The 17,559-nt window shown below is 71.9% G+C and carries 12 protein-coding genes, 1 tRNA gene and 1 other RNA gene; 13 read left to right on the plus strand and 1 reads right to left on the minus strand.

Translation table 11 applies throughout. The annotated features are described in order from the left end of the window. Positions 1–3 precede the first annotated feature (3 nt). The 3 genes from V2J85_RS35035 (at position 4) to V2J85_RS35045 (ending at position 5,616) form a co-directional block, all read left to right on the plus strand. The gene (locus V2J85_RS35035; protein WP_330823803.1) at positions 4–2,394 is read left to right on the plus strand and encodes a bifunctional polysaccharide deacetylase/glycosyltransferase family 2 protein; all 2,391 of its coding nucleotides are present in this window, start codon (positions 4–6) and stop codon (positions 2,392–2,394) included. Positions 2,395–2,732: 338 nt separating this feature from the next. Next, positions 2,733–4,865: a transglycosylase domain-containing protein gene (locus V2J85_RS35040; RefSeq protein ID WP_330823804.1), complete on the plus strand. Its 2,133-nt coding sequence runs from the start codon at positions 2,733–2,735 to the stop codon at positions 4,863–4,865. A 307-nt stretch (positions 4,866–5,172) separates the two neighbouring features. Further along, positions 5,173–5,616, plus strand: coding sequence for a hypothetical protein (locus tag V2J85_RS35045; protein WP_261956524.1), 444 nt, complete (start codon positions 5,173–5,175; stop codon positions 5,614–5,616). Positions 5,617–5,854: 238 nt separating this feature from the next. Here the strand turns inward: V2J85_RS35045 and V2J85_RS35050 are convergent. Next, positions 5,855–5,939, minus strand: a tRNA-Ser gene (locus V2J85_RS35050). A gap of 131 nt (positions 5,940–6,070) precedes the next feature. On the opposite strand from V2J85_RS35050, the gene ffs reads away from it, so the two are divergent. The 10 genes from ffs to V2J85_RS35100 form a co-directional block, all read left to right on the plus strand. Further along, positions 6,071–6,169, plus strand: an RNA gene (gene ffs / locus V2J85_RS35055) — signal recognition particle sRNA small type. A gap of 89 nt (positions 6,170–6,258) precedes the next feature. Continuing rightward, a complete protein-coding gene (locus tag V2J85_RS35060; protein ID WP_330823805.1) occupies positions 6,259–8,799 on the plus strand; it encodes a DNA polymerase III subunit gamma and tau in 2,541 nt (846 codons plus the stop codon). 277 nt (positions 8,800–9,076) lie between these two features. After that, positions 9,077–9,427, plus strand: coding sequence for a YbaB/EbfC family nucleoid-associated protein (locus V2J85_RS35065; RefSeq protein WP_261956522.1), 351 nt, complete (start codon positions 9,077–9,079; stop codon positions 9,425–9,427). A gap of 75 nt (positions 9,428–9,502) precedes the next feature. Further along, positions 9,503–10,102, plus strand: coding sequence for a recombination mediator RecR (gene recR, locus V2J85_RS35070; protein WP_006604196.1), 600 nt, complete (start codon positions 9,503–9,505; stop codon positions 10,100–10,102). Then, positions 10,095–10,772, plus strand: a complete 678-nt coding sequence (locus V2J85_RS35075) for a DUF5063 domain-containing protein (RefSeq protein ID WP_261956521.1) — start codon at positions 10,095–10,097, stop codon at positions 10,770–10,772. The genes recR and V2J85_RS35075 overlap by 8 nt, the downstream gene beginning before the upstream one ends. 311 nt (positions 10,773–11,083) lie before the next feature. Next, a complete protein-coding gene (locus V2J85_RS35080; protein ID WP_030813352.1) occupies positions 11,084–12,355 on the plus strand; it encodes an aspartate kinase in 1,272 nt (423 codons plus the stop codon). Next, complete coding sequence (locus V2J85_RS35085; protein ID WP_261956520.1) at positions 12,352–13,506, plus strand: aspartate-semialdehyde dehydrogenase; 1,155 nt, start codon at positions 12,352–12,354, stop codon at positions 13,504–13,506. The genes V2J85_RS35080 and V2J85_RS35085 overlap by 4 nt, the downstream gene beginning before the upstream one ends. A gap of 525 nt (positions 13,507–14,031) precedes the next feature. Beyond that, positions 14,032–14,694: a SigE family RNA polymerase sigma factor gene (locus tag V2J85_RS35090; protein WP_261956519.1), complete on the plus strand. Its 663-nt coding sequence runs from the start codon at positions 14,032–14,034 to the stop codon at positions 14,692–14,694. Between the two features lie 479 nt (positions 14,695–15,173). Then, positions 15,174–16,457, plus strand: a complete 1,284-nt coding sequence (locus V2J85_RS35095) for a hypothetical protein (RefSeq protein ID WP_261956518.1) — start codon at positions 15,174–15,176, stop codon at positions 16,455–16,457. A 65-nt stretch (positions 16,458–16,522) separates the two neighbouring features. Beyond that, the coding region (locus V2J85_RS35100) for an SURF1 family protein (RefSeq protein ID WP_330823806.1) at positions 16,523–17,559 on the plus strand (1,037 nt) is incomplete at its 3' end.

The following is a 17,559-nucleotide window of genomic DNA, read 5'->3' on the forward strand; positions in this document are numbered from 1 at the left end:
GACGTGACCGACCGCCGACACCGCAACGCTCCTGCCCGCCGCCACGGCCGCACCCGCCGGATCACCCCCCGCGCCCACTGGCTCCTGCTGAGCGTGCTCGTGGTGACCCTGTCGACGGCCCTCCTGCTCCAGGGCTACACCCACCACACGTTCAAGATCACCTCGGACGCCGTGACCGGTGCCCGGGGACGGCACGAGGAGGTGCCCGGTCGGGTGACCCACGGCGGCCCCGTGATCGCGGACGCCGCCACCTCCGCGCACACCGCCCGGGTCAAGGACCGCACCCTCGCCCTCACCTTCGACGACGGCCCCGACCCCGTCTGGACGCCGCGCATCCTGGACGTACTGCGCCGCAACCACGTCCACGCGACGTTCTTCGTCGTCGGAACCCAGGTCGTGGCCCACCCGGAGCTGGTCCGCCGGATCGTCGCCGAGGGCCACCAGATCGGCATCCACACCTTCACCCATGCCGACCTGGCCCGCCTCGCCCCCTGGCAGCGTTCCCTGGAACTGCGGGAGACGCAGCTGGCGGTGGCCGGCGCCGCGGGGGTCACCACCGCTCTGCTCAGGCCGCCGTACTCCTCGGAGAACGATGCGCTGGACGACGCCGACTGGTCCGTCCTCCGGCAGGCGGACGCGGCGGGCTATGTCACGGTGCTCTCCACCCGGGACGCCGAGGACTGGCAGCGCCCCGGTGTGCACCGCGTCCTCGCCCGTGCGACACCCCACGGCCACGCCGGGCAGATCGTGTTGATGCACGACGGCGGCGGTGACCGCTCACAGACCGTCGCCGCGCTGGGCGCCCTGATCCCGCGGCTCAAGGCGCAGGGCTTCCGGTTCGCCACGGTCGGCGCCTCGGTCGGCATGGCCGCGCCGGTCCGGCCCGCCGGGCCCGGCGACCATCTGCAAGGCATGGCCCTCATCGGGCTGCTGCAGGGGGGCGACTGGACCGTGTGGATGCTCGGCGTGCTGATGTACGCGGCCGGAGCGATCAGCGTGCTGCGCGCGGCGGTCGTGCTGATCGCGGCCCGCCGGCACCGGCGACTGCGGACGGGCCCCCGCGGCCGGCCCTGGGGGCCGCCGGTGACCGAACCGGTCAGCGTCATCGTCCCCGCGTACAACGAGAGCGCCGGGATCGAGGCGGCCGTGCGCTCACTGCTCGCCTCGGACCATCCGGTGGAGATCATCGTGGTGGACGACGGTTCCACCGACGGCACCGCCGACCTGGTGGAGTCGCTCCACCTGCCGGGGGTGCGGGTGATCCGGCAGCAGAACGCGGGCAAGCCCGCCGCGCTCAACACGGGGCTCGCCGCCGCCTCGTGCGAGCTGGTGGTCATGGTCGACGGCGACACGGTCTTCGCATCCGACACCGTCCGCACGATCGTGCAGCCCTTCGCCGATCCCCGGGTGGGCGCCGTCTCGGGCAACGCCAAGGTCGTCAACCGCGGTGGCCTGCTCGGCCGTTGGCAGCACATCGAGTACGTGGTCGGCTTCAACCTCGACCGCCGCCTGTTCGACCTCGCCGAATGCATGCCGACCGTCCCGGGGGCGGTCGGCGCGTTCCGCCGCCGGGCGCTGCTCGCCCTCGGCGGCGTCAGCGACGTCACCCTCGCCGAGGACACCGACCTCACCATGGCGCTGTGCCGCGCCGGCTGGCGTGTGGTGTACGAGGAGGGCGCGGTGGCCTGGACGGAGGCGCCCGCGTCACTGAACGCCCTGTGGCGGCAGCGGTACCGCTGGTGCTACGGAACCCTGCAGGCGATGTGGAAGCACCGTGGCGCCTTGGTGCAGCGCGGCGCTGCCGGGAAACTCGGCCGCCGCGGCCTGGGCTACCTCCTCCTCTTCCAGGTCCTGCTGCCCCTGCTCGCCCCCGTCGTGGACATCTTCGCCCTGTACGGGCTGCTCTTCCTCGACCCGGTCCGGATCATCGGGCTCTGGCTGGCCTTCCTGCTGCTGCAACTCCTGATGGGCCGCTACGCGTTCCACCTGGACGGGGAACGGCCCGGTCCGCTGTGGAGCCTGCCGTTGCAGCAGTTCGTCTACCGGCAGCTGATGTACCTGGTGGTGATCCAGTCCGTCTTCACCGCCGTTTCGGGCTCCCGCCTGAGATGGCAGCGGATGGAGCGGTACGGCAGCCTCCGGGCCCCGGCGGGCGCCGAGCCGCCCGGCCACGGCCTGCCCGGCCAGGATCCCGCCTCCGCGCGGTCGGCACCGTACGACGCCCTGCCGCAGCCGGCACCGTACGAGGCCGTGCCGCAGCCGGCACCGTACGACCCCTTCCACCAGCCGGAGCTGTACGCCGACTTCCACCGGCCGGCACCGTACGACCGCCTCCACCGGGCGGAACCCCACGACGCCCCGCCGCAGCCCCCACCTCACAACGGCTACCGGTAACCCCCACCCCCATCGATTTCCGGCAGCCCGCACCACACGCCACAGCGCACTCGCACCGAGTCGCACCGAGTTCTACCGAGCTCTACCGAGTTCTACCGAGAGGACCGTGATCCGAGCCCATGAGCGGACACCGGCGCCGACCGTCGCAGCAATCCCGTGGCGGCACGCCTGCCGAGGGCGTCCGCACCACGGGCCACCGCCCCTCGCGGCACCGGCCCCACGGACCGGGCACGTCACGCCGTGCCCGGAGAACGGCGCCGGAGAAGGGGCCGGAGAAGAGGCGGTGGATCGACTACCCGCACCGGGGCAGGACGGGCCCGCGCCGCTGGCTGCCGTCGATGCGGCAACTGCTGGCGCTCTTCCTGTTCTTCTTCGGCGGCACGGCGGCGGCCGTCGGCTATGCCTACGCCACGGTCACCATCCCCGACCCCAACCCCTCGACCCTGCTGCAGAACAACGTCTACTACTGGTCGGACGGCAGGGTCCTGGCGACCGACGGCAGCGTCAACCGGCAGAACGTCCCGCTCTCCCAGGTCCCCGCCGGCGTGCGGTGGGACTTCATCGCCGCGGAGAACGCCTCCTTCTACACCGACCCGGGCATCGACCCGCAAGGCGTCCTCCGCGCCGTCGTCCACATGGCCGAGGGCGGCTCCGTGCAGTCCGGGTCGACGATCACCCAGCAGTTCGTCAAGAACACCTACCTGGACCAGTCGCAGACGGTCTCGCGGAAGATCAAGGAACTGCTGATCTCCACCAAGATCGGCGCCGCCATGAGCAAGCAGCAGATCCTCCAGGGGTATCTGAACACCTGCTTCTTCGGCCGGCAGGCCAACGGCATCCAGGCCGCGGCCCGCATGTACTACGGCCTTCCGGTGCAGAAGCTCAACGTGAGCCAGGGCGCCTTCCTCGCCGCGGCGGTCAACGAGCCGAGCCTCTTCCAGCACGCGGATTCCGACCCCACGGCCCGGGCGAAGGCGCGGGCACGCTGGTCCTGGGTGCTCGACCGGATGGTGAAGATCGGCAAGCTGACGCCGGGGCAGCGGGCACGCTACGCGGCCGCGGGATTCCCGGCACCCAGGAAGTGGACCCTCGGGTCGGGTCTCCCGGGCCAGACCGGCTACCTGGTCCAGCTCGCCCGGTCGTACGCCCAGGCACACGACCCGACGATCACCGACAGCAGCCTGAGCAGGGGCGGTTACCAGATACACACCACCTTCGACAGGAAACGGACCGCGGAGCTGGCCAGGGCCGTCGCCAAGGTCCGCGCGCAACGCCTCGACCCCGCCCACCGGTCGGTCGACCGGGACGTCCAGGTCGGCGCCGCCTCGGTCGACCCCAGGACCGGCAGGATCCTCGCCGTCTACGGCGGCCCCGGCTACGCCCACGCCCACTACTCGGACAATGCCGACACCTCCGGCGTCCCGGTGGGCTCGACGTTCAAACCCGTCGTCCTCGCCGCCGCGCTCCAGCACCGGGCGGTACTGCAACCCGGCAAGCCCCCGGCACCGATCACCCCGGCCAGCAAGTTCAACGGTGACGACGGCATCAAGATCAAGGACCGGCAGGGCGACTACGTCACCGACGACAAGGACCCCACCGGCCTCCTCCACCAGCACAACGACACCCCCCGGCGCTGGGGCTACATCTCCCTGCGCAAGGCGATGGAGCAGTCGGTCAACACGCCGTACGTGCAACTGGGGGAGGACGTCGGCTACCGGAACGTGGCGGGCACGGCGCAAGCCCTCGGCCTGCGCCGCGGCAGCCTCGCCGCCCCCAGCGCCGGCTTCTACATCGGTACCTCTACACCGAGCACCATCCGCATGGCGGGCGCCTACTCGACCTTCGCCGCCTCCGGTATGCGGGCCACCCCCTACTCGGTGACCAAGGTGACCCACAACGGCTCCGCACTCCCCGGCTTCACCGCACCCGCCCCCGTACGGGCGCTGCCGCCGGCCGTCGCCGACAACGTGACCGACGTCCTCCGGGGCGTCATAGCCCGGGGCACCGGCACCAAGGCCAGGGCCCTGGGCAGGACGGCCGCGGGCAAGACCGGTACCACCGACGACTACCACTCGGCCTGGTTCGTCGGCTACACCCGCCAACTGGCCACCTCCGTGGTCCTCTTCCGCGAGGACGCGGCCCATCCCCAGCTCCAGTCCCTGGTGGGCGTCGGCGGCCTGCAAAAGGTGTTCGGCGGCGACATCCCCACCGAGATCTGGACCCGGTACATGAGCGACGCCCTCGCCGGCCTCCCCGACACCCCCTTCCCCACCCCCGCCCCCCTCGGCCACGGCACCGACGAGCCGGGCGTCCCCACGCCCTCCCCGACCACCACCCCCGCCAAGAAGGGCGGAAAGACCGGTACGCCCGACAGAACCGGCAAGCACGGCAAGCGAGCGACCACCGCTCCCACCCCCACGCCGTACGCACCGACAACGAGCCCCAAGTGCCGCCACCACAAGTGCCGGTGACCGTGCGCGTCTGCCGGGGTGAGGGGTGCGCCCACGGCCGTTCACCTGCATTCACGGGCGGCCGAGGGCCGATGGCCCCGCCTCTACGGCGGTGAACGCAGCCGAACGAGACGGAAACCGAGACGGAAACCGAGACGGAAACCGAGACGGAAACCGAGACGGAAACCGAGACGGAAACCGAGACGGAAACCGAGACGGCCTGGCACCGGGCCGGACCGTCTCCACCTGGTGCCCGCGTTCACGCCCGGGTGTCAGTGGCCGCTGTGAGCGTCCGGCCGTTCTGAAGGGCTGGATGGAGAGGGACCGCATGGGCGCGTCGGAGTGGAACTATTCCGTGCCGTATCAGGAGGATCTCGTCGGGGCATTCGAGGGGCTGCGGCGGACGGTCTTCGAGAAGCGGGAGTACTACTGGGGTCCCGGTGCCGACTGGTGGCCGGAGGAGGAGCGGCTGCCGTGGCCGAAGACCATGGACGAGCTGTGGGAGCACGAACTCGTCCAGCACGACGGGACGCACTCGATCCTCGACATCTTCCGGATCATCGGGCCGGATGAGGAGCCCGACTACGGCACCCTGAAGCAGGTGACCGAGGAGGAGGCGCTGCGCGTCCTGGGCACGCGGAGGCTCACGCGGGCCCACGTGCCGCGCTTCGAGGAATTCGACTACTGGCGTTGGTACGGCCGGTGCGCCGTGCTCCACGACGATGAGGGCGAACCGCAGGAGATCTACTTCTGGGGCTACTCCGGCGACTGAACCGACCCACTGGCCTACGGCCGGTACCCACCGCTCGACCGGCTCCCCTCCCGTACGCCGTCGACCCCCACACGAAGAAGCAGGACTCCGGGAGCCCGACCCGGGCGTCTCCTGAGGCTGCCGGGGCGTCTCCCGGGACCGACCGGGACGAAAACCGAGACGAAGACTGGGACGGAGAACGACGAAGGCCCCGACCGGCGAACCGGTCGGGGCCCTCATCTGCCCTGATGGGCGAGTGCGGAGGATACGAGATTCGAACTCGTGAGGGGTTGCCCCCAACACGCTTTCCAAGCGTGCGCCCTAGGCCACTAGGCGAATCCTCCGCCGCAAACAATACAAGACGTTGGGGAGTGCTCGCGAACATGATCCGGGGGCGAGGTCCGGGAGGGGGGTGGATGAGGGTCGGGGTGGGGGACGGGTTCGTGGGTTGGGGGTGGGATCCGCTAGGGTGGGTCGCAGCCCCTCACGTGGCGCTATCTGACTGAACTCCCCCAGGGCCGGAAGGCAGCAAGGGTAGGTCGGCTCTGGCGGGTGCGTGAGGGGCGCTTGCGTTCGGGGGCGCCTGCGCTTGCGGGGCAGGTCGGTCGGGGGAGGGCGATCGGGGCCGGTCGATTGTCGGTGGGGCCCGATATCGTCGTAAGCGTGTCGTCCCTTGCGCTGTACCGCCGCTACCGCCCCGAGACCTTCGCCGAGGTCATCGGGCAAGAGCACGTGACCGATCCGCTGCAGCAGGCGCTGCGGAACAACCGCGTCAACCACGCGTATCTGTTCAGCGGTCCGCGCGGCTGCGGCAAGACGACCAGCGCGCGGATCCTGGCCCGGTGCCTCAACTGTGAGGAAGGTCCCACTCCGACGCCCTGCGGGACGTGCCAGTCGTGCGTGGACCTGGCCAGGAACGGGCGGGGCTCGATCGATGTGATCGAGATCGACGCGGCGTCCCATGGTGGTGTCGACGACGCGCGTGAGCTGCGGGAGAAGGCGTTCTTCGGGCCGGCCAGCAGCCGGTACAAGATCTACATCATCGACGAGGCCCACATGGTCACGTCGGCGGGCTTCAACGCGCTGCTCAAGGTGGTCGAGGAGCCGCCGGAGCACCTGAAGTTCATCTTCGCCACGACCGAGCCCGAGAAGGTCATCGGGACGATCCGGTCGCGGACCCATCACTATCCGTTCCGGCTGGTGCCGCCGGGCACGCTGCGCGAGTACCTGGGACAGGTCTGCGGGCAGGAGGACATCCCGGTCGAGGACGGCGTGCTGCCGCTGGTCGTACGGGCCGGTGCCGGGTCCGTGCGCGACTCGATGTCGGTGATGGACCAGCTGCTCGCCGGGGCGGGCGCCGACGGTGTGACCTATGCCATGGCCACGGCCCTGCTCGGGTACACCGACGGCTCGCTGCTGGATTCCATCGTGGAGGCGTTCGCCGCCGGGGACGGGGCGGCGGCGTTCGAGGTCGTGGACCGGGTCATCGAGGGCGGGAACGACCCCCGGCGGTTCGTGGCCGATCTGCTGGAGCGGCTGCGGGACCTGGTGATCCTCGCGGCGGTGCCGGACGCGGGGGAGAAGGGGCTGATCGACGCCCCCGCGGACGTCGTGGAGCGGATGACGGCGCAGGCCTCGGTGTTCGGGGCGGCGGAGCTGAGCCGCGCCGCCGACCTGGTCAACACGGGGCTGACGGAGATGCGGGGCGCGACCTCGCCGCGGCTCCAGCTGGAGCTGATCTGTGCGCGGGTGCTGCTGCCCGCGGCGTACGACGACGAGCGGTCGGTGCAGGCGCGTCTGGACCGTCTGGAGCGGGGCGCGGGCGCGGCGCTGCTGGGCGGAGCGGGCGCGGGCGGCCCCGGTGGCGTGCCCGGTGGCCCCGGTGCGGGCCCCGGGGGTGAGCCGGCGCCCGTCGTGGCGTCCGGTGGCGGGCCCGCGGCCGGGTACGTACCGGGTCCGGAGGCGCATCCGCCGATGCCGGCGCCCGGCGGCCCGTCGGGGCCGGCTGCCGCGCGTGCCGCGGTACGGGGCACGGGGGCGCCCGCCGCTCCCTCGGCTCCTGCTGCCGCGCCCCCGGCGCCGGTCGCCCCGGCTGCGGGTGGCGTGCAGGGCGGCGAGGGCGTGGCCCCGCCGGCCGGTGGGCCGGCCGGTGGCCGTGAGGGCGGTCCGGCGCGACCCGGGGCGTGGCCCGGCGGGACGGGCCGGGGCGGTGCGGGCACGGCTGCCGGCGCCGGTCCCGGTGGTGCCGCCTCCGCTGGCGAGGCGCCCGGCGGCGCGGCGGGCGGCAGTGGCGCGGGCAACGGCAGCGGAGCAGCCGGTGGCAGTGGCACCGGTGGTGCGGCGCGGCAGCCCGGGGGCTGGCCGACGGCCGTGGCGCCGGGACAGGGCGGCGGCCAGGTGCCGGCGCCGCAGGGCGGCAGGACGCCCGCGGGGCCGCCGGCCGCGAGCGGCCCGGCCGGTGGCGCGCCCGGTGGGGCGTCCGGGCCCGGACCGCAGGCCGGGGGACCGGCTCCGGGAGCGGCGCAGGGTGCCGCCCAGGTGCGCCAGATGTGGCCGGACATCCTGGAGGCGGTGAAGGACCGCCGGCGCTTCACCTGGATCCTGCTGAGCCAGAACGCCCAGGTCTCCGGCTTCGACGGCACGACCCTGCAGATCGGCTTCCCCAACGCCGGCGCCCGCGACAGCTTCGCCAACGGCGGCAGTGAGGACGTGCTGAAGGACGTCCTGGCCGAGCGGTTCCAGGTGCAGTGGCGGGTCGAGGCGATCGTCGACCCGTCCGGCGGCGCCAATCCGCCGTCCGGCGGCGCGCCCCGTAGCGGGGGCGGCGGCTTCGGCGGGGCGCCGGCGCAGCCGTCCGCACCCCAGGCACCGTCCTCGCAGGGCGGCCCGGCGGCGCCGGCGTCGTCCGGCGGGACGTACGGCCAGAGCGGCGGCACGGCCGGCGGTGCCGGTGGGAGCGCCGGCGGCGGCGGTCAGGGCGCCCGGATGGCGCGGGAGGCGGTGGCCCCGTCCGCGTCCGCGGGCGGCGCCTCGGGCGCACCCGCCGTGGAGCCCTCGTACACCCCCGAGCCCCCGCCGATGTCGATCGAGTACGACATGCCGGCCGAGGACGACCCCGACCTCGTCGACTCCGCGCTGAGCGGGCACGACCTCATCGTCCGCGAGCTGGGTGCGACGGTGATCGAGGAGTTCACCAACGAGTAGGTCACCGACGACCCACGACTGGTTCACCGACGAGCAGTTCCATCACGAGGGGGCCGGCGACGCGTGGGCCGGAGAAGGGCCGGAGGACGGCGGGGGAAACGGCAGGAGGCACCGCAGGAAGAGCGGTGCGTAGGGGGCGGTGACGGTGCGTGGCCGGACCGGCGGGCGTACACCGGACGTACACCTGTGTTCCTTCCTGCGGCGTAGGGCGCCGGGGCGTCGAAACACGTAGGCTCGGGCTACCGCACAATCGTTGTCGTATGGCAGGAGTCACGTCGTGATCCCCGGTGGTCAGCCCAATATGCAGCAGCTGCTCCAGCAGGCCCAGAAGATGCAGCAGGATCTTGCGGCCGCCCAGCAGGAGCTGGCGGAGACGCCCGTGGAGGGTTCCTCGGGCGGCGGCCTGGTCAAGGCGACGGTGACCGGCTCCGGTGAGCTCAAGGGCCTGGTCATCGACCCCAAGGCGGTCGACACCGACTCCGCGGAGGAGACGGCCGAGACGATCGCCGACCTCGTGCTGGCGGCGGTCCGCGACGCCAACGCCAAGGCCCAGCAGCTCCAGCAGCAGAAGCTCGGTCCGCTCGCCCAGGGTCTGGGTGGCGGCGGCATTCCCGGCCTCACTTTCTGAGGAATCCCCGGTCTCCCTTTCTGAGGAGTAGCCAACTAGCGTACGCAGCACGGCAGAAGAGAGAGAAGACGTTCCGTGTATGAAGGCGTGGTCCAGGACCTGATCGACGAGTTGGGCAGGCTGCCCGGCGTCGGTCCCAAGAGCGCGCAGCGGATCGCCTTCCACATCCTTCAGGCCGAGCCGACCGATGTCCGCCGGCTCGCGAACGCGCTGATGGAGGTCAAGGCGAAGGTCCGGTTCTGCAGCGTCTGCGGCAACGTGGCGCAGGAGGAGCAGTGCCGGGTCTGCCTGGACCCGCGGCGTGACCCGGCGGTCATCTGTGTCGTGGAGGAGCCCAAGGACGTCGTGGCGATCGAGCGGACCCGCGAGTTCCGTGGCCGCTACCACGTCCTCGGTGGCGCGATCAGCCCCATCGAGGGCGTCGGCCCCGATGACCTGCGGATACGGGAACTGCTGGCCAGGCTCGCGGACGGCACCGTCACCGAGCTGATCCTGGCCACCGACCCGAATCTGGAGGGCGAGGCCACGGCCACGTATCTTGCCCGCATGATCAAACCCATGGGTTTGAGGGTGACGCGACTGGCGAGCGGTCTGCCGGTCGGAGGCGATCTGGAGTATGCCGACGAGGTCACGCTCGGGCGGGCCTTCGAAGGGAGGAGACTTCTCGATGTCTGATGCCACGCTGCACAACGCGCGACAGAACCCGGACGACTTCGCCGTTTCGATCTCCGACTCGATCGAGAGCTTCATCGTCGCGGTCACGGAGGTCGCCAAGGGGGACGAGCCGGACAGCGCGGTGCCCTTCCTCCTCCTGGAGATCTCCCAGCTGCTGCTCACCGGGGGCCGGCTGGGCGCGCACGAGGACATCGTCCCCGAGGAGCGCTACGAGCCGGACACCGGGCCGGAGCCCGATGTGGACGAGCTGCGGGAGCGTTTCGCGGCCCTGCTCGACCCGGTGGACGTGTACTCCGAGGTCTTCGACCCGTACGTGCCGCGCAGCGAGCCGGTGGCCTGCCGGATCTCGGACGATCTGGCGGACGTCATCACCGACCTGCGGCACGGGCTGGCGCACTACCGCGCCGGGCGGATCGTCGAGGCGCTGTGGTGGTGGCAGTTCTCCTACCTGACCAACTGGGGCCCGACCGCCTCGGCCGCCCTGCGGGCGCTGCAGTCGCTGGTCGCCCACGTACGCCTGGACCAGCCGCTGGACGAGCTGGACGGGCTGGACACCGACAGCGGCATCAACGGCGACGGTGACGAGGAGCGGCTCGCGGAGGAGGCCGGGAAGGTCATGGCGGCGGAGATCGCCGGGCCGCTGGGGCTGCGGGAGCTGCGGGGCACCTGAGCCCGCGGGAGCCGGGCCGCCGGGCCGGCGGCTGTGACCTGGGTTACCTTTCCGTGTGTACCGGCCCGTAGCGGGCATGTGCTCGCCGAGCGGGCGCGACGGTGCGCCACGCGGAACCGACCGGCGGGAGATCACGCGGTGGGCCGGGCGTCTCCCGACGTACGGCAGGTACGGTCCGTCTCAGGATGCGTCTCACCATGTGATAACGGCAGGGCGGACTCCGCTTGCTCGTTAGACTGAGCCGACCGCAGTACCCCCATGTCCGGGGGTCCGGGAGGAAACTCCCGAAGAGACAGTTGCGAGGAGCGCACGTGGGCCTTGTCGTGCAGAAGTACGGCGGCTCATCCGTTGCGGATGCCGAGGGCATCAAGCGCGTTGCCAAGCGAATCGTCGAGGCCAAGAAGAACGGCAACCAGGTTGTCGTGGTGGTTTCGGCGATGGGCGACACGACGGACGAGCTGATCGATCTCGCGCAGGAAGTGTCCCCGATTCCGTCGGGGCGCGAGTTCGACATGCTGCTGACCGCCGGAGAGCGGATCTCCATGGCCCTGCTGGCGATGGCGATCAAAAACCTCGGTCACGAGGCGCAGTCCTTCACCGGTAGCCAGGCCGGTGTCATCACCGATTCCGTGCACAACAAGGCGCGGATCATCGATGTCACCCCGGGCCGTATCCAGGCCTCCATCGACGAGGGCAACATCGCCATCGTCGCCGGCTTCCAGGGCGTGTCCCAGGACAAGAAGGACATCACGACGCTGGGGCGCGGTGGCTCGGACACCACCGCGGTGGCGCTGGCCGCGGCGCTGAACGCCGACGTCTGTGAGATCTACACCGATGTGGACGGTGTCTTCACCGCCGACCCGCGGGTCGTCAAGAAGGCCCGGAAGATCGACTGGATCTCCTTCGAGGACATGCTGGAGCTCGCCAGCTCCGGCTCCAAGGTGCTGCTGCACCGCTGCGTCGAGTACGCACGCCGTTACAACATCCCGATCCACGTCCGCTCGTCCTTCTCCGGGCTGCAGGGCACGTGGGTCAGCAACGAACCGCAAGGGGACCAGCCGATGGAGCAGGCAATCATCTCGGGCGTCGCACACGACACCTCCGAGGCGAAGGTCACGGTCGTCGGAGTCCCGGACAAGCCGGGCGAGGCCGCGCGCATCTTCCGTGCGATCGCGGACTCCGAGGTCAACATCGACATGGTCGTGCAGAACGTCTCGGCCGCGTCGACCGGTCTGACCGACATCTCCTTCACCCTCCCCAAGGCCGAGGGCCGCAAGGCCGTGGCGGCCCTGGAGAAGACCCGCGCCGCGGTCGGCTTCGACTCGCTGCGCTACGACGACCAGATCGCCAAGATCTCGCTGGTCGGCGCGGGCATGAAGACCAACCCGGGCGTCACCGCGACGTTCTTCGAGGCGCTGTCGAACGCCGACGTGAACATCGAGCTCATCTCGACCTCCGAGATCCGTATCTCGGTCGTCACCCGCGCCGATGACGTCAACGAGGCCGTGCGCGCCGTGCACACCGCCTTCGGTCTCGACTCGGAGAGCGACGAGGCCGTGGTCTATGGCGGCACCGGTCGATGATCCCGGCCGAAGCGGGCCGTCCGTCCCTCGCTGATACGGCGGGGGCGGAGGCCCGCACGGCCCGTGAGCCGGCCGGCAAGCCGGATCTCGCCGTCGTCGGTGCCACCGGCGCCGTCGGCTCGGTCCTGCTCGGCATCCTGTCCGAGCGGGCCGACATCTGGGGCGAGATCCGGCTGATCGCGTCTCCGCGCTCGGCAGGCCGCAAACTGACCGTACGGGGCGCCGAGGTCGAGGTCGTCGCGCTGAGCGACGAGGCCTTCGACGGCATCGACGTCGCGATGTTCGACGTCCCGGACGAGGTCGCCGCGCAGTGGGCGCCGGTCGCGGTGTCCAAGGGCGCGGTGGTCATCGACTCCTCGCGCGCGTTCCGGCGGGACCCGGACGTGCCGCTGGTCGTCCCCGAGATCAACGCGCACACGGCACGGGTGCGCCCGCGCGGCATTCTCGCCGGCCCCGGCTGCACCACCCTCGCGATGATCGTCGCGCTCGGTGCGCTGCACGCCGAGTACGGGCTGAGCGAACTGATCGTCTCCTCGTACCACGCCGCCTCCGCGGCCGGCCGGGCCGGCGCCGAGACGTTGCGGGCCCAGCTGTCCGCGGTGTCCGGTACGGACCTGGGAGCCACGCCCGGTGACGTACGGCGGGCCGTCGGCGACACCCTGGGGCCGTTCCCGGCACCGCTCGCGCTCAACGTCGTGCCCTGGGCCGGCACCCTCCAGGAGGACGGCTGGTCCTCGGAGGAGCTCGACGTCCGGCACGAGTCCCGCAAGGTCCTCGGACTGCCGGACCTGCCGGTCGCCGCGACCTGCGTGCGGGTGCCGGTGCTCACGACCCACTCGCTGGCCGTCCACGCCCGTTTCGAGAACGAGGTCACGGTCGGCGGCGCCCACGAGATCCTGGCGGCGGCCCCCGGCGTCGTGCTGTGCGACGCCCCCGAGGAGGACGAGTACCCCACCCCGTCCGACGTCGTCGGCACGGACCCCACCTGGGTCGGACGCGTACGGCGCTCCCTGGACGATCCGCGGGCGCTGGAACTGTTCGTGTGCGGCGACAACCTCCGCAAGGGCGCGGCGCTGAACACGGCCCAGATCGGGGAGTTGGTGGCGGCGGAGATGCGGGGGGCGCGGGCGGAGCGAGGGGCGCGGGGGTAGGTGCCCCTGGGTCCCGTGCGGGGCCTGTGTGGTCGCCTGTGGTGCCTGTGTGGTGTCCAGGGCTTTCTGGGGCTTCTGAGGTTTTCGGGGTCTGGGTTCTCCTTGGGTTCTCCGGGGCGAGGGATCGGGCCCGATGGGGGTTGTTGCTCGGTTCTGTGAGGGGTGACTTGGCGGGATTGGCCGTGGCGGGCCGACCGTCTGGGGGATACTTTTGAGGGACGTGTGAAGATCCTGTGAGCGAATCGCTGGTCCGTACCTCTTGATCTGGGCTGACGATCTGTTCGACCATTCGCTCCCCGCCACACTGCAACCGGCAGTTCGGCGGGGAGCGTCTTTGTGGCCATCCCGGGGGGTGGTCCGGGGTGCCTGCGGGTCTGCACGTGTGAGCCCTCGGGTGTCGGGGCGAACTCATCGGGATAAATGGGGCATTCGGGAAGAGCTGGTACGCATGAGGGCATTTGATGCATCGTCAAAAGCGGTGCCTTGCGCGTACAACCCTTATGGGGGGAAGCGTGTCCAACAAGCGTGGCAGAGGTACTCGGTTTCACCATCGCCCCAGCGGGCGCGGCAGGCGCGGCAGTGCGTCCGCAGCGGCCCCGCGCAGCCGGGGGCATGCCAGTGATCGCACCCTGGCCCACCACGCGTCCCGCGCAGATTCCTTCTCAGCGTGGGGACACTGACGACGCGATGGCCGTGGGCACCACAGTCGACCACCTCACCGAGACCTACCGCGCGCACTACCGCTCCCTGCTCGGTCTCGCCGCGCTGCTCCTCGACGACACCGCCTCCTGCGAGGACGTCGTACAGGAAGCCTTCATCCGGGTGCACTCCGCGCGCGGCCGGGTGCGCGACCCCGAGAAGACCCTCGCCTACCTCCGGCAGACGGTCGTCAACCTCTCCCGCTCCGCGCTTCGTCGGCGCATCCTCGGCCTCAAGCTGCTCTCCAAGCCGATGCCCGACATGGCCAGTGCCGAGGAGGGCGCGTACGACCTGCTGGAGCGGGACCAGCTGATCAAGGCGATGCGCGGGCTGCAGCGCCGCCAGCGCGAGGTGCTGGTGCTGCGCTATTTCGCCGACATGACCGAGGCGCAGGTGGCGCAGACGCTGGGCATATCGCTCGGCTCGGTCAAGGCGTACGGGTCGCGGGGCATCGCGGCGCTCCGCGTCGCGATGGAGGCTCCGGCATGAATGGCAACAGGTTCGGCCGGTACCGGCCGTTTGACGCGGGTTCCTTGGGGGGCGTGACTGGGTCGTTGGGGTCTTCGGCTGGGTCTGTCGGGTCGGCCGGACCCATGGGGCCGGTCGGTTCGATCGGTTCGGTTGGTTCGATGGGCTCGGTTGGTTCGGCTGGGCCCATGGGGCCGGTCGGTTCGGTTGGTTCGGCCGGTTCTGAGGGTGGTCCGGGTGGCGTGCCCCGGGGGCGCGCGGTTCCGGGCTGGGCGGCGGGGCGTGCCGGTGTGGACGACGCCCCGTACCGCACACACGGCGCGGCGGCCCATGGGCCGCAGGGGCTGTACCTCGTACGCGAGGCACACGACGGCGGTCAGGGCGGCCACGCGAGTCACGGGAGCCACGAGACCCGGGGGCAGGGACGTCGCGGGGGGCATGAGGGCCGCGAGATCTGCGCGAGCCGGGAAACCCGCGAGAGCCATGAGTACGACCGCGGAGTGCGTGATCGCGAGACCCGGGCCCGCGAGGCCGAGGCGGGTGAGACGCGGTCCCGTGGGGGCGAGGCCGGTGAGACCCGCTCCCGTGGGGGCGACCGCGACAACGATGCCCATGGCGGCGGAGCGTTCGACGGTGCTGCCTCCGGGGGCCCGGCCTCCGCGGGGCCTGCCTCCGCGGGCTCTACCTCCGGGGGCAGTGGGGGCGACGGTGACGGGGACGACCACGGCCGCAGCCATCCCACCGGCGGTGGATTCGGTGGCGGCTTCGGCGACGAGGACGATCTGAGGCGCCTCCTGCAGTCCAGCGTCGGCGGCCTCGAACCGTCCCCGGACGCCCTGGACCACCTGCGCCGCGCCGTACCGGCCCGCCGCCAGCGCCGTCGCCACGTCGTCGTCGGCGCGGCCGCCGCACTGCTGCTCGGCGGTACGTCGATCCCCGCCATGCTCCACGTCGCCGACCTCGCCGACGGCTCCCCCGACCGGCCCGCCAACGCCGCGAGCAGCCAGCGCGCCCACGACGCCGACGGAGGCACGCACGGCGAGGGCACCGAGCAGGCCGGGCCGCGCCCGACCGACCAGGGCGGCGCCAGGCCGGGCGGGGGGCGACCCGCGGGCAAGGGCAAGGCCACGGAGAAGAACGGCGCCGGCCATGGCGCGGGTGCCGGCACCCCCGCCCCGGACGAGACCATGGACGTCACCTCGCCGGTCTGCGGGCGTGATCAGCTCGGACAGGGAACGAGCAAGGTCGGCCAGGCGGACGCCGACGGCCGCGTCTACGGTGCGTTCCGGGTGGTCAACACGTCCACCACGCCCTGTTCCGTCCAGGGCGGCGGCACCGTCGTCGTGGCTTCCGCGCAGGGGTCCACGAATCCCGACCACATCCACGTCGTCGACCACACCTCGGGTGACGAGGCCACCGGTCTGCCCGATCCGGCCACCACCCCCGACCAGCTGGTGCTCAAGCCGGGCGAGGCGTACGAGGTGAAGTTCGCCTGGATCCCGCAGGCCGGCGGCGGCCCCACCGGGTGCGTCAACCCGGGGCCCTCGCCGACTCCCGACCCCTCGAAGGACCCGGGGCAGTCCCCGGACGCGGGGGCCACGACGGGCACCGACGGCGGCGGTCAGGCGGGCGGCGACGACGGTACCGGCGGTGGCGGCGCCGCGCCCGGAGGGATCGTTCTCAGCCATACGCCGGAGGCCGGCGAGCCCGCCGCCACCGACGCCAAGATCGCCGACGCCTGCGCCGGAACGGTTTACCGCACGGAGGCGGTGGCGGCCCAGTAGGGCCCGGCGGGACTCGGCCAGGGGGCGGTGAGGGCCCGCCGCGCGGGCCCCGTACCGTTGATGGGGTGTACCGGTTCCTGCTGACCCCGCGGTGGTGGGGGATCAACGTCTTCGCCGTGCTGGCGATTCCCTTCTGCATCTTCATGGGCAGCTGGCAGCTGAGCCGCTTCGAGGACCGCGTCGACACCCACCGGCAGCAGGAAGACCGCTCGGCCCGGGCGAAGACCGCGGCCGCCCGGCCCCTCGACAGCCTGCTGCCCGTCGACAAGATCACCTCCGGACGCCAGGCCAGCGCCCGCGGGCGCTACGACACCGAGCACCAACTGCTCGTACCGGCCCGCACCCTGAAGGACAAGCACGGCGAGCGGCAGGGCTTCTACGTCCTCACCCTCCTGCGCACGGACCACGGCAAGGCGCTCCCGGTCGTACGCGGCTGGCTGCCCGGTGACGCCGAGGCGAAGGCCGACACGGCGAAGGTGCCCGCACCGCCCAAGGGCGAGGTGACGGTCACCGGCGCGCTGCAGGCCTCCGAGAACCAGGGCACCGACGGCGTCCAGGCGGGCGGCGGACTGCCGCACGGTCAGCTCGGCATGATCAGCGCGGCGTCGCTGGTCAACATCGTGCCGTACGACGTCTACGACGCCTGGATCACGCAGACCGACCCGCCGGCCCCGCTGCACCCCGTCCCCCCGGCCGCCGCCGAGGGCAGCGGCCTGGACCTCAAGGCCTTCCAGAACCTCGGCTACACCGGCGAGTGGTTCGTCTTCGCCGGCTTCGTGGTCTTCATGTGGTTCCGCCTCTTCCGCCGCGAATCCGAAGCCGCGAAGGACGCAGCCCTGGGCCTCCTCCCGGAAGCGGGCGAGGCGGGGGATATGACGGCTGGGGCGCGAGATGTGGCGGTTGGGACGGGGGATGGGTTGGCTGGGACTTCGGATGTGGCGGCTGAGGCGGGGGATGGGTCGGCTGAGGTGGGGGATGGGTCGGCTGAGGTGGGGGATGGGTCGGCTGGGGCTTCGGGTGTGGCGGCTGAGGCGGGGGATGTGGCGGCGGGTGTGGCGGCGGACGTGCTGACTGGCCAGGAACGGGGCGGGGCGGCGGGGGT

Origin of the sequence: Streptomyces bugieae (assembly GCF_036352915.1) — a bacterium.
Lineage (GTDB): Bacteria > Actinomycetota > Actinomycetes > Streptomycetales > Streptomycetaceae > Streptomyces > Streptomyces endophytica.

Coding starts and splice junctions, on each gene's coding strand:
- V2J85_RS35075 (WP_261956521.1), top strand. CDS start 10,095: ATGTCTGATGCCACGCTGCACAACGCGCGACAGAACCCGGACGACTTC.
- V2J85_RS35040 (WP_330823804.1), top strand. CDS start 2,733: ATGCGGCAACTGCTGGCGCTCTTCCTGTTCTTCTTCGGCGGCACGGCG.
- V2J85_RS35085 (WP_261956520.1), top strand. CDS start 12,352: ATGATCCCGGCCGAAGCGGGCCGTCCGTCCCTCGCTGATACGGCGGGG.
- V2J85_RS35045 (WP_261956524.1), top strand. CDS start 5,173: ATGGGCGCGTCGGAGTGGAACTATTCCGTGCCGTATCAGGAGGATCTC.